Raw genomic sequence first — 13,629 nt, forward strand, 5'->3', positions numbered from 1 at the left:
TTCTATTGCTATATTTACTTTCTAAAAACCTCTAAAAAATTATTATGAGTTTTATTTTATATTTACAAACTTCTTTAATATGTATAATTTTAAAGTGTATTCAAAATACACTTTAAAATTATATCTTAATATTAGCACAGGTTTTTTTAATGTGCAATATAAATGCACTTTTAATTTTTATTTAATTTTCTTTTTATATAGAATAGGTTATAATAAATATGCAGAAAGGATGTGGAAATATGAACTTATCTAAATTTTCAGATTATGGTTTTAGAATTTTAATCTATCTAGCTAAAAATCAAGATAGATTGTGTACAGTTGAAGAATTAGCATGTAATCTTGAAATATCGGAACACCACTTAAAAAAAATTGTTCATAGATTAGGTAAAACGGAATATGTGATATCCACCAAAGGAAGAAATGGTGGTCTTAAACTTGGCATGGATCCAAAAGATATTAATCTAGGTAAAATTTTAGTTATAACTGAAGATAGTTTAAATATATCGGAATGTTTTTCTAGTGCAAAACATACTTGCACCCCTGATTCAAAATGCAAATTGAAATCTATTTTAAACTCTGCGATAAATTCTTTTATTGGTGAGGTTGGTGAACACACCTTACAAGACATTCTCTAATGCTTTAGTATTTCAAAGGAATTGTCCAGTATGATTACGATTTACTTAAATTTGTTTCAAGTAAAATAAAGGTGCTATGGCTTTCATTGCTATAGCACCTTTATTTTATCATTTATATTTATGTTCTAACTTTTCTAATATTAATATATTTTCATCTTTTATAGCTGTATTCTTTTCCTCAAAATCAAGACATTCATTGTTAATGCACTCTAATATTTCATTTTTCAATTCACGTTTAGCGAATTTATATATAACATTATCTTCTTTTTCAATATGTCTTTCCAGCAAATGAGTATAAGAAATTGCATTTGAAATTACATCTAAAACAGCTTCCTCATTTCCACTTTGTACATTTTTTAAAGCTTCTTCAAGATTTCCTATATATAATCTTCCAAGATCATGTTCCACAAGCATTCCATACTTCACTATTTTTTCAGCAGTTTCACCTATTTCATCCACCATTTTATTAAAAAGCATTACTTCTTCTTTCTTATGATGATGAGAATCTGCATAATTTCTGATGAAGTTTATTATGTCATAAAAATCGTCATAATCTATTTTATCACCTTTAAATACTTTAAAGCATGCTTTTCTAACAACCACCAGCATTCGCTTTATATACTTATGCTCTTCCATCATTAAATCTATTGCATCCATATATTTCTCCTCCTATCCATAAAATCACTTTTTTATATACCACATATTATTTTCTTTTAATTATCTTAATATCATCAGCTTCTTCAATGTATTCAAAATTTGAATTTACTTCCTTTACAAATGCTTTAATCCATATACTTCTTAACTTATAAAAGTAATTAACATCGCCTTCTTCTTCATTCCATATATCACTATGAACACAAAGCATTCTCTTCCACTCAACTATATCTTCTTCTGAACGTATAATTTCATTAACTCTATCACATGGCATTCCATCTAGAATATAGTCGTTAATACTGTTAAATATCTCTGGCGCGCTAATAAGCTCCATTCCTTTTTCTTTAACTTCTTGTGCTGCTTTAATTCCCTGCTTTAAATAAAGATCTTCAAACTTTGTAGCAGCTTCCTTATTATTATTTAGAACTTTTGTTGTCCAAGCTGCCATTCTTCCTTCAGCAGAATGTATTTTCCCTTGAAGCCAGCCATGAATGTTGCTTGTATCTATCATTTCTTCTAGTGGAAGGTTAGGAGTTTGATCGCCATACTTTCCATTAATTTCTTTGCGTAATTCTTCTACATTTAAACCTTCATTCTCAGCAAGTTTAATGATTTCTTGTTCTAATTTTTCAAACCATAAAATTTTGTTAAACAGCCAATAATGTATCTTTCCTAAAAATAAACTCATAATAGTACCTCCATTGTATAAAATATATTTAAACACGATATTTAAGCCACTTTACATACTTTTATCATATAATTTATATTAATACTTATAAAACATATGTAATTTTTCGACGTTGTTATTAACGCCATATGTCCTCTTTTATATTATGTTTATTTTCTGAATCCATAATACTACATATATAATTCTTTTTATGTAACATTTGATACAATAAAAGATATTTTTTTAGAAACAATTATAGAAATAACTATAATAACCAAACAAAGTATTATCTATACATTCATAACTTTTTAGCAACTGTTAAAAATCAACTAAATATTTCATTAAAAAATGCAGCCATTATTAATGACTGCACTTAATGGGATTTAAAATAAAAATTGAGGTCAAATCAATTTTTACAAATATATTTTATCATAAATTTATCAATAAGAAAAAATAATTCTAAAAAAGATACTTTATTCTATTTTTTTCATACTTAATTTACCACTTTTTATTTTTATATACATATTAATTTTCATTTTATCTTCTAAATTTCTATGCTTTTAATCTATTAATTATAAACACTAATTTACTGCTGTCTATAGTTTTTTTGATGTAATACAGCTAACCTTAAGAGAAAATACATAATAAAAACCTTAATCGGAATCATTATAATATCCTTAAAAGCTCTTAGCGGAATAAGCATAGTAAATCCTTTTCCATATAATATTGACAACCAAAATGTATTTAAGAATATATCTATTGCTACCGTTTCAATTATAATAGCTATTATACATCTAGCTAAAGTTATCTTTTTATTGTATAGCACAATTCCATATAAAATTCCTGCAAGTATTCCAGAGATAGTGAATCCAGGAAAGTACGGACCATTAGGAATTATTAAATAATTAATAATATCACTCATTCCGCCACACATTCCAGCAACAATTGGTCCAAATAGCATTCCAATCATTGATATTGCTAAAAATCCTAAACTTATACGCATGACTGGCGTAATTGGAATTGTAAAAAGATTTATTACTATTCCAACAGTCATTAACATGGCTACAATAACCAAGTTTCTTACACTCTTTAATTCCTTTGATGAATATAAGAAGCTTTCACAAAAATTTTTCATAAAAAACCTCCCTTCCTTAACAATTCTTTTATCTAAAATTCAAATAAGAATTGTTAATTTTATTTCAGCTATACTAGAGTAAACTCTAGCACTAAAGCACGTTGTTTTTCGCCATTTGCTGAAATATAACTGCATATAATTCTATTAATATCATTTTTCTTGTATTATTTTAGACCTAAATACATTTTAATCATGATAGTCCTATTTTGCAAACTTACTTGTTATTTGTTTTGCAGTTTAGAATATTGCTCCAAAAGTAACCACCATGCATATACTGTAATAGTTATTTATTTAATATTTTTTATCAAACCAAAGAAAATAAGGAGATGGTTTAATGTCCACGGTAATTCTCAGTCCAACTGCAGATGCCTATATTTCTTTGTTAAATCCAAATACAAATTATAGATTTTCGACTCTTCTATTTACAGGTATGTTTGTTCAACCTAATAATTTATTTAGAAGTCTATTAAAATTTGATTTAACAAATTCCGTTCCACAAGGAAACACTATAACAAGCGCTTCTTTAAACTTATTTGTTTATAGAAAGGATATGCCAAATGCTGTTTTATCTCCGCAAACTGTCAGCGTGTTTACAAACACAAGTGGCTTTCTTGAAACTACGGTTACATGGAACAATGCACCTGCAACAAATGCAACAACCTATTCAAAAAACATTACCGAATCAGATGTCGGTAAATATATAAGTATTGATATAACTAATTTAGTAATAACTTGGTTATACCACCCAGAAACAAATTTAGGAGTAACATTAACTGGTATTGAAAATGTACTTGATAGTACTTTGGGCTACTTTTCCCAAAGATGGAATGTTGAAACTCAAAGACCATTCATTAATATAGAATTCTTTCCTGATACAAGTGGATCCACAGGAGATACTGGCGCAACTGGACCAACTGGAGATACCGGTGCTACAGGTATTAGTGGAGCTACTGGATTAACTGGAACCACTGGTGCTACAGGTGTTAGCGGCGCTACTGGATTAACTGGAACTACTGGTTCTACAGGTGTTACTGGTGCCACTGGATTAACTGGAACTACCGGTTCTACAGGCGTTACTGGCTCTACAGGATTAACTGGAACTACTGGTTCTACAGGTGTTACTGGTGCCACCGGATTGACAGGATCTACCGGTGCCACAGGTGTTACTGGTGCTACAGGATTAACTGGAACTACCGGTTCTACAGGCGTTACTGGCTCTACAGGATTAACTGGAACTACTGGTTCTACAGGTGTTACTGGTGCCACCGGATTGACAGGATCTACCGGTGCCACAGGTGTTACTGGTGCTACAGGATTAACTGGAACTACCGGTTCTACAGGTGTTACCGGCGCCACTGGATTAACTGGAACTACCGGTTCTACAGGCGTTACTGGCGCTACTGGATTAACCGGAACTACTGGTTCTACAGGTGCTACTGGCGCTACTGGATTAACTGGAACTACCGGTTCTACAGGTGTTACTGGTGCCACTGGATTAACAGGATCTACTGGTTCCACAGGTGTTACTGGTGCCACTGGATTAACTGGAGCTACTGGTTCTACAGGCGTTACCGGAGCTACCGGATTAACTGGAACTACCGGTTCTACAGGTGTTACTGGTGCTACAGGATTAACTGGATCTACTGGCTCTACAGGTGTTACCGGTTCAACTGGATTAACTGGACCTACCGGTTCTACAGGTGTTACCGGAGCCACCGGATTAACTGGATCTACCGGTTCTACAGGTGTTACTGGCTCTACTGGATTAACCGGAACTACTGGCTCTACAGGTGTTACTGGCGCTACCGGATTAACCGGAACTACCGGTTCTACAGGTGTTACCGGTGCCACTGGATTAACTGGAACTACTGGTTCTACAGGCGTTACCGGAGCTACCGGATTAACTGGAACTACCGGGGCTACAGGTGTTACTGGCTCTACTGGATTAACAGGTTCTACCGGTTCAACAGGCGTTACTGGATCCACCGGATTAACTGGAACTACTGGCTCTACTGGCGTTACCGGCGCTACTGGATTAACTGGACCTACCGGTTCTACAGGTGTTACTGGAGCCACCGGATTAACTGGATCTACTGGTGTAACAGGTGTTACTGGTGCCACTGGATTAACAGGATCTACTGGTTCCACAGGTGTTACTGGCGCTACTGGATTAACTGGAACTACTGGTTCTACAGGTGTTACTGGTGCCACTGGATTAACTGGAACTACTGGTTCTACAGGTGTTACCGGTGCTACCGGATTAACTGGAACTACTGGTTCTACAGGTGTTACTGGTGCCACTGGATTAACTGGAACTACTGGTTCTACAGGCGTTACCGGCGCTACTGGATTAACTGGAACTACTGGCTCTACAGGTGTTACCGGCGCTACAGGATTAACAGGTGCAACAGGTGTTACTGGCGCTAATGGATTAACTGGAACTACCGGTTCAACAGGTGTTACCGGCGCTACTGGATTAACTGGATCTACTGGCTCTACAGGTGTTACCGGCGCTACAGGATTAACAGGATCTACTGGCGCAACAGGTGTTACCGGCGCTACCGGATTAACTGGAACTACCGGCTCTACAGGTGTTACAGGAGCTACTGGATTAACAGGATCTACTGGTTCTACAGGAGCTACCGGAACTACTGGTGTAACAGGCGTTACTGGTGCCACCGGATTAACTGGAACTACCGGTTCAACAGGTGTTACTGGTGCTACTGGATTAACTGGATCTACTGGTGTTACTGGAGCTACCGGAACTACTGGTGTAACAGGCGTTACTGGTGCCACCGGATTAACTGGAACTACCGGTTCAACAGGTGTTACTGGTGCTACTGGATTAACTGGATCTACTGGTGTTACTGGATCTACAGGATTAACTGGAGATACCGGTTCTACAGGTGTTACTGGCGCTACCGGATTAACAGGAACTACTGGTTCTACAGGTGTTACTGGAGCTACTGGTGCTACAGGTGTTACCGGGGCAACTGGATTAACCGGTGATACTGGTGTAACAGGTGTTACCGGCTCCACTGGATTAACCGGTGCCGCAGGTGTTACTGGTGCCACTGGATCAACTGGAGATACTGGCTCTACAGGTGTTACCGGGCCTACCGGATTAACTGGATCTACAGGTGTTACTGGAGATACTGGTGCAACAGGCATTACCGGCGCTACCGGATTAACTGGATCTACTGGCTCTACAGGTGTTACCGGTGCTACTGGATTGACTGGATCTACCGGCTCTACAGGTGTTACCGGTGCTACCGGATTAACTGGATCTACTGGTGTAACAGGTGTTACTGGTGCTACTGGATTAACCGGAGATACTGGTTCTACAGGCGTTACCGGCGCTACAGGATTGACTGGAGATACCGGTGCTACAGGTGTTACCGGCGCCACTGGATTAACTGGATCTACCGGTTCTACCGGCGTTACCGGCGCTACTGGATTAACTGGAGATACTGGCTCTACTGGTGTTACTGGCGCAACTGGATTGACCGGAGATACTGGAGCCACTGGATTAACTGGAGATACCGGTTCTACAGGTGTTACTGGCGCTACCGGATTAACAGGAACTACTGGTTCTACAGGTGTTACTGGTGCTACTGGATTGACCGGAGATACGGGTGCTACAGGTCTTACAGGCGCTACCGGATTAACTGGATCTACTGGTGCAACAGGCGTTACTGGAGCTACTGGTGCTACAGGTGTTACCGGCGCCACTGGATTAACCGGATCTACCGGCTCTACAGGTGTTACCGGTGCTACCGGATTAACTGGATCTACTGGTGTAACAGGTATTACTGGTGCTACCGGAGCAACTGGAGATACTGGCGCTACAGGATTGACTGGAGATACCGGTGCTACAGGTGTTACCGGCGCCACTGGATTAACTGGAACTACTGGTTCTACAGGCGTTACTGGTGCCACCGGATTGACAGGATCTACCGGTGCCACAGGTGTTACTGGTGCTACAGGACTAACTGGAACTACTGGTTCTACAGGTGCTACTGGATTAACTGGAGACACTGGTGCAACAGGTGTTACTGGCTCTACTGGATTGACAGGATCTACTGGTTCTACAGGTGTTACTGGCGCTACTGGATTGACAGGACCTACTGGTTCTACAGGTGTTACTGGCGCCACTGGATTAACCGGAGATACTGGTGCAACAGGCGTTACTGGTGCCACTGGATTAACTGGAACTACTGGTTCTACAGGCGTTACCGGAGCTACCGGATTAACTGGAACTACCGGGGCTACAGGTGTTACTGGTGCTACCGGATCAACTGGAACTACTGGCTCTACAGGTGTTACCGGCGCTACCGGATCAACTGGAGATACTGGTGCAACAGGTGTTACCGGAGCCACTGGATTAACCGGAGATACTGGTTCTACAGGTGTTACCGGCGCTACTGGATTAACTGGAACTACTGGCTCTACAGGTGTTACCGGCGCTACCGGATCAACTGGAGATACTGGCGCAACAGGCGTTACTGGTGCTACTGGATTAACTGGAGATACTGGTTCTACAGGTGTTACTGGTGCTACTGGTTCTGCAGGCGCTACTGGAGCTACTGGTGCTCCTCAATTGTTCTTTAGTCAAATTTCTGGTGCTACTGGAGCGTATCCTCCTCTTAACACTGAAGTAACAGTAGTCTCGGAAACTGTAAATGCAACAGCCGGACAAAATATTAAAATTGATTTTGTTGTTGCTGTAGAATCTACTACCACTTCAAACTCCAATGAAACTTTCGAAGTAAGATTATACAGAAACGGTACTTTAATTAACTATAGATTAATTGAAAGAAATATTACCGCAGCTGGAACTCAACGTTTCCAAGTTCCTAACACTTATGTTGATACTGCACCAACAACTAGTTCTATTCTTTATGAAGTTAGAGTTATTTTTACCTTAGCAACTAATGTCACTTCTGCAAGTGCTCTTAACAGAAGTATTAATTCTATAGCTTTCTAATTAAATATTTAAATTTTTATATTTAATATTGTAAAATTCATGCAATATTATAAAAGAAAATTATATATTATCAATATAATGTTTTTATTTATATAAATTTTAATTACAGGTTGCTATTTAAATTTCTCATATATGGACATACTAAAATATCAAATATTTAAGCAGGAGGTCCATATGAGAAAAAGATTAACTGTTAATACAAAGCATGCATCTTATGAAACTATAAAAGCGCTATATAAAAGTGAGAAAAATCCAAAAATTAAAACTAGATTATTAACTATATTGCATTTATTTGAAGGAAAATCTAGTGTTGAAATTTCTCTTCTTTTAAAACAATCTGATGCTACGATTAGAACGACTATTCATCGATATAATAAATTTGGATTAGAAGGCTTGAAAGACTTAGAGCACGCCCCAAAGAAAACAATTTTAACATCAGATGAACTTGCTATTGTTGATAATATTTTAAAAGAATCCCCTATAATTCCGGTCTCAATTATAATAATTGGACTGGTGAACTTCTTGTAAATTGGGTAAGTTTAAACTTCAATAAAAAAATTTCACTTGGTACAGCTTATAATATATTTTCTAGACTTAACTACTCAAAAACTAGAGCTAAAAGATTAAGTAATAAAATTGATAAAGAAACTTTAACTAATTTTAGAGAAAAACTATCGAATTTGATAATATCAAAAGACGAAAATACTGTGATTCTCTATGAAGATGAAGCTATTATAACATCAGAGCCGTCTGCGACTGCCGTTTGGACTAAAGTCGGAGTTCAGCCTATAGTTAAAACTTTACCAGGTGGCACAAGAAAAAGAGCTGTTATATTTGGTGCTACTAACCCTGAGACCGGTGATCTTATCTATAAGATTTCTGATAAAGGAAATTCAGATAATTTTAAGTCTTTTTTAAAATACGGTCTCTGAAAATTATCAAAATAAAAAGGTTATATTCATCGCGGACAATGCTAGATATCATCATTTTAAAGGTATAGATGATTTCTTAGAAGGTATAGAAAATATTTCTTTTTTATACCTTCCACCATATTGTTCTGAGTTAAATGCAATTGAGCACCTTTGGAAAAACTTACGCCAAGCTGTAATTCATAATACTGTATTTGAAGTTTTTTCTCAGTTAATTCAACAAATTAAGTCACATTTAGATGCATTAAATTTGGACAAGGGTAAACTAAAAAAGCTTTGTTATTTTATACAGTAGGTTTACCCCGTATGATATTAGCAGTTAGTTATTAAAATTTATATAAAATAATTATATTAAGAGCTTAGCATTATGTCATATTCCTTATTATATAATAGAGGCAGAGTAAGAACTTTTATATACTTTGCCTTTATCTTAATAATATTTTTAAAATAAGTGAAAGCAATATCTTTATTATTATAGACATTTGTATATCCCATATATACTAGCTTTACGCAAAAATCTTTCATTAAAAAGAAGCCTGTAATTAACAACCAAATTACTAACAGGCTTCTTTTTAATTCATTATCTGAAATTAAAAAGAATATTAAGCTTCAAAATAAAATAACTATCCTTAAATAATTTTATCATTCAAGGATAGCTATTTTTATTATTGATTAATCTTCAAAAATTATTCTTGTACTGATTTCTTTAAGAAACCTAATATTATTGCCCCAACTACAGCTCCAGCAAGTATAGCTCCAAGATAAGCTATTGGATTAGTTACAATTGCAATAACAAATATTCCACCATGAGGTGCTCTTAATGCACATCCAAATGCCATTGAAAGTGCACCTGCAACTGCTGAACCAATTATACAAGATGGTAATACTCTTATTGGATCTGCTGCAGCAAAAGGTATTGCTCCTTCAGAAATAAACGAAAGTCCCATTATATAGTTTACAAGTCCAGCCTGTCTATCTTTTTCAGTAAACTTGCTTCTAAAGAATGTAGTACATAATGCAATTGCAAGTGGTGGAACCATACCGCCAGCCATAACAGCGGCCATTATATCAAAGTTTCCACTAGCAAGAGATGCTGTACCAAAAAGATAAGCTGCTTTATTAACTGGGCCTCCCATATCAACAGACATCATTCCGCCTAATACAATTCCTAAAAGAATCTTACTTGTTCCGTTCATTGAATTAAGTCCATTACTAATTGCTGTATTTATAACTCCCATAACTGGGTTGATGAATAGAATTATTACACCAACTAAGAATATTCCAAGTAATGGATATAACAATACTGGTTTTATACCTTCTAAGCTACGAGGTAAATTTGCAAATAATTTCTTTAAACCAATAACTAAATATCCTGCAATGAAACCTGCAAGTAATGCACCTAAGAAACCTGAGCTGACAGCTGGTACCTTTGGATCAAATGCACTGGCAAAAGTAACTCCTGCATTTGCTAAAGCTCCACCAACAAAACCTACAGCAAGACCTGGTCTATCTGCAATACTCATTGCTATAAATCCAGCTAGAACAGGTAGCATAAATCCAAATGCAGTTCCCCCAATATTCTTTAGTACAGCTGCAAGTGGTGTACCTGTACCAAAGGCACCAGGATTTGCAGGATTCCATGTGTCAAAAAGGAATGCAAGTGCTATAAGTATACCTCCGCCTATAACGAATGGTAACATATGTGATACACCATTCATAAGATGTTTGTAAATTTGACGCCCTACAGATTCATTTCCAATATCCATGTTTCCTTCATCACCTTTTCCATCATGATGATATACTGGCGCATTTCCACTGGTTGCTTCTTGTATTAAATCTTTGGCTTTATGGATTCCATTGGCAACTGTAGTATTAATGACTTTCTTACCATTAAATCTAGCCATTTCAACATTTTTATCTGCTGCAATAATTATGCATTCTGCATTTGCAATTTCTTCTTTAGTTAAAACGTTTTTAGCTCCTCCAGAACCATTTGTCTCAACTTTTATAGAAACGCCTAATTCTTTTGCCTTAGTTTCTAAGCTCTCTGCAGCCATGTAAGTATGTGCGATTCCTGTCGGACAAGCAGTTACTGCTAAAACTCTGTACCCATTGCTACTCATATTATTCTCTCCTTTCACTTCATTCGGGAACTTCTCCATTTCCTTTTTATCTATTAATTTAAGGAATTCATCTTTATTTGGACAATTTATTAAATTATTTCTAAATGCTTCATCCATTAATATGGTAGACAGCCTTGCTAAAACTTCTAAGTGTAAATTATCATTATTATCTGGTACTGCAATCATAAAGAAAAGGTTTGCAGGCTGGCCGTCTAAAGAATCATAATCGATGCCTTTTTTACAGATTGCTGCAGCAAGTGCTGCTTTCTTTACAGCTTTTGTTTTTCCATGTGGAATAGCAATTCCATCACCGATACCTGTTGTACTCAATTCTTCTCTTGCTAGTATAGCTTTTTTATATTCTTCCTTGTTGTTTAAATTCCCTGTTTTATCCATTAAATCAACTAATTCATTAATACATTGCTCTTTTGTACTAGGATTAAAATCTAAATCTATTCCTTGTTTTTGTAATAAGTCTATGATTCTCATTATTAGTCCTCCTTTGGTAATATAAATATAATTTGATATAAAATCAGCCATTAACAATTTTTTCAGTAATAATCATATATCTATGCTAAATGAAATTAAGTATAATATATGATTGAAATTAATATATGTAGTAATCAAGTTCACATTTAATTTTATAATTTATCAATTAGTACTGTTTAAATAAATATTAGAATCGTTATTACAACATATATTAAATTAAAAATCATATAAGCATAAAGATTTTATATTTGTTTTAATAAGGAATATACCTCGTCTTTTGTTGCAAGTTCTTCTGAAAATGCACTTGCACTTCCTGTTGCAATTCCCATTTTAAAAGCTTCGTAAATATCTTTATTTTTTAAATATCCACATAGGAAACCTGCTACCATTGAATCTCCTGCTCCAACTGAATTTTTTAATTTTCCCTTTGGCACAGCTTTCTTCATAGGTTCACCATTTTCAGGTAAGAGAATTGCTCCATCTCCTGCCATTGATATAAGAACATTTTTTGCTCCCATCTCTTGAAGCTTCTTACCGTATTTGATTATATCTTCATCATTTTTTAATTCCACATTAAACATCTCAGCAAGCTCATGATGGTTTGGTTTAATTAAAAATGGCTTATATTTCAATACATTTAACAATAAATCCTTAGTTGCATCAACTATAAATTCGACTTCTTTATCTAATAAACTACTCATGATGTCTTCATAAATATCATCTGGAACACTATTAGGTATACTTCCTGATAATATTAAATAATCACCTTTACCTAAATTTGAAAGCTTATCATATAATGCTTCTAAATCCTGCTTAGTAATTTGTGGCCCAGAACCATTTATTTCTGTTTCACCATCACTTTTGAGTTTTACGTTAATTCTAGAAAAACCATTTCTTAATTTTATAAAATCACAATTTACACCATGACTTTTAATTTTTCTTAATATCTCATCACCAGTAAATCCTGCAATATATCCAAGGGCTGTATTTTCAATTCCTAGATTTTTAAGAACTATAGATACATTTATCCCTTTGCCGCCTGCATAAATCTTTTCTTCTTCAGTTCTATTTAAAAAATCAACCTTAAATGAATCGACCTTAACAATGTAATCTAAAGAAGGATTAAGAGTTATTGTGTTAATCAATCTTCATCACCTCTATTACTTTAGTATCATAATTAATGCTATTGTCACTTATTTTAGTTGTAATAAGTATTGAGTCTTTTATTGCTCCAAAAGTTATAAAACTAACCTTTTCCAATTTAGATTCATCTGCTAAAACAAATGATTCCTTGCACAATTTCATTGCTTGAGCTTTAACCATCGCTTCATTTACATCTGGTGTTGTATACCCACTTAAGTTACTTACACCATTTACGCCAAAGAAACCTTTTGAGAAATTATATTTCTTCAAATCTTCAACTACACTACTTCCAACAATTGCTTCGGTGAGAGCCTTCACTTCTCCACCTACAATGAAAGTTTTATATCCTCTTTCTAAAAGTTTTTTGGCATGAACAATTCCATTTGTTACAACTGTTAAGTCACTAGCTTCAATAAAATCAATAATCAACTCTGTAGTTGTACCTGCATCTAAATAAATCATATCACCTTCTTCGATTAGAGAAGCAGCGTATTTCGCTATTTCATATTTTTCATCTACATTTAAAGATTGTCTTATATTAACCTTATAGTCATGCTTAGATGTACTTTCTCCAATTGCTATTGCACCACCATGAATTTTTTTCAAAAGACCTTCTCCATCAAGAGCATTCAAATCTCTTCTAATTGTAGATTCTGATGCATCCAGCAATTTAACTAAATCTGTTACGGATACTATTCCTTTTATTTTTAATTCTTGAAGAATGATATTAAACCTTTCCTCTGTAAACATTGTCATCGCTCCTCTATAATCATAATAACTCATCTCTTTTTAAAAATCAATCATTTTCTTTCAAAATAAATCAAAATATTTCACTTTTATTGTTCTACATAACATTTTGTGATTTTT

The 13,629-nt window shown here is 35.1% G+C and carries 10 protein-coding genes and 1 pseudogene; 4 read left to right on the forward strand and 7 right to left on the reverse strand.

Going from position 1 to position 13,629, the window contains the following annotated elements; genetic code table 11:
• Nucleotides 1–239: 239 nt before the first annotated feature.
• Nucleotides 240–635 (forward strand): Rrf2 family transcriptional regulator, encoded by a 396-nt coding sequence (locus CDLVIII_RS17460; RefSeq protein ID WP_009170783.1) that lies wholly within the window; start codon nucleotides 240–242, stop codon nucleotides 633–635.
• A gap of 108 nt (nucleotides 636–743) precedes the next feature.
• On the opposite strand, the gene CDLVIII_RS17465 is transcribed toward CDLVIII_RS17460, so the two are convergent.
• From CDLVIII_RS17465 to CDLVIII_RS17475, 3 genes are all read right to left on the reverse strand, one after another.
• The gene (locus CDLVIII_RS17465; RefSeq protein WP_009170784.1) at nucleotides 744–1,292 is read right to left on the reverse strand and encodes a hemerythrin domain-containing protein; all 549 of its coding nucleotides are present in this window, start codon (nucleotides 1,290–1,292) and stop codon (nucleotides 744–746) included.
• A gap of 46 nt (nucleotides 1,293–1,338) precedes the next feature.
• The gene (locus CDLVIII_RS17470) at nucleotides 1,339–1,977 is read right to left on the reverse strand and encodes a hypothetical protein (RefSeq protein ID WP_009170785.1); all 639 of its coding nucleotides are present in this window, start codon (nucleotides 1,975–1,977) and stop codon (nucleotides 1,339–1,341) included.
• Nucleotides 1,978–2,542: 565 nt separating this feature from the next.
• Nucleotides 2,543–3,091: a folate family ECF transporter S component gene (locus tag CDLVIII_RS17475; RefSeq protein WP_009170786.1), complete on the reverse strand. Its 549-nt coding sequence runs from the start codon at nucleotides 3,089–3,091 to the stop codon at nucleotides 2,543–2,545.
• 334 nt (nucleotides 3,092–3,425) lie between these two features.
• Here CDLVIII_RS17475 and CDLVIII_RS32125 point away from each other — a divergent pair.
• Nucleotides 3,426–3,890: pseudogene (locus CDLVIII_RS32125) on the forward strand (DNRLRE domain-containing protein); the annotation flags it as partial.
• Between the two features lie 38 nt (nucleotides 3,891–3,928).
• On the opposite strand, the gene CDLVIII_RS32135 reads toward CDLVIII_RS32125, so the two are convergent.
• Nucleotides 3,929–7,471, reverse strand: coding sequence for a DUF4573 domain-containing protein (locus CDLVIII_RS32135; protein WP_347462526.1), 3,543 nt, complete (start codon nucleotides 7,469–7,471; stop codon nucleotides 3,929–3,931).
• 781 nt (nucleotides 7,472–8,252) lie between these two features.
• Between CDLVIII_RS32135 and CDLVIII_RS29370 the strand changes: the two genes are divergently transcribed.
• Together CDLVIII_RS29370 and CDLVIII_RS32140 are read left to right on the forward strand one after the other, a co-directional pair.
• Complete coding sequence (locus CDLVIII_RS29370; RefSeq protein ID WP_050816276.1) at nucleotides 8,253–8,606, forward strand: helix-turn-helix domain-containing protein; 354 nt, start codon at nucleotides 8,253–8,255, stop codon at nucleotides 8,604–8,606.
• Nucleotides 8,607–8,758: 152 nt separating this feature from the next.
• Nucleotides 8,759–9,010, forward strand: a complete 252-nt coding sequence (locus CDLVIII_RS32140) for a hypothetical protein (protein WP_035301688.1) — start codon at nucleotides 8,759–8,761, stop codon at nucleotides 9,008–9,010.
• A gap of 683 nt (nucleotides 9,011–9,693) precedes the next feature.
• On the opposite strand, the gene CDLVIII_RS17495 is transcribed toward CDLVIII_RS32140, so the two are convergent.
• From CDLVIII_RS17495 to CDLVIII_RS17505, 3 genes are all read right to left on the reverse strand, one after another.
• Entirely contained in the window at nucleotides 9,694–11,619 is a 1,926-nt protein-coding gene (locus CDLVIII_RS17495) for a PTS fructose transporter subunit IIABC (RefSeq protein ID WP_009170789.1), read from the reverse strand.
• Nucleotides 11,620–11,861: 242 nt separating this feature from the next.
• A complete protein-coding gene (pfkB, locus tag CDLVIII_RS17500; protein WP_009170790.1) occupies nucleotides 11,862–12,764 on the reverse strand; it encodes a 1-phosphofructokinase in 903 nt (300 codons plus the stop codon).
• Nucleotides 12,757–13,512, reverse strand: a complete 756-nt coding sequence (locus CDLVIII_RS17505; RefSeq protein ID WP_009170791.1) for a DeoR/GlpR family DNA-binding transcription regulator — start codon at nucleotides 13,510–13,512, stop codon at nucleotides 12,757–12,759. Before CDLVIII_RS17505 ends, pfkB begins: the two co-directional genes overlap by 8 nt.
• Nucleotides 13,513–13,629: the final 117 nt, after the last annotated feature.

The sequence above is a fragment of the Clostridium sp. DL-VIII genome (genome assembly GCF_000230835.1).
Taxonomy (GTDB): Bacteria; Bacillota; Clostridia; order Clostridiales; family Clostridiaceae; genus Clostridium.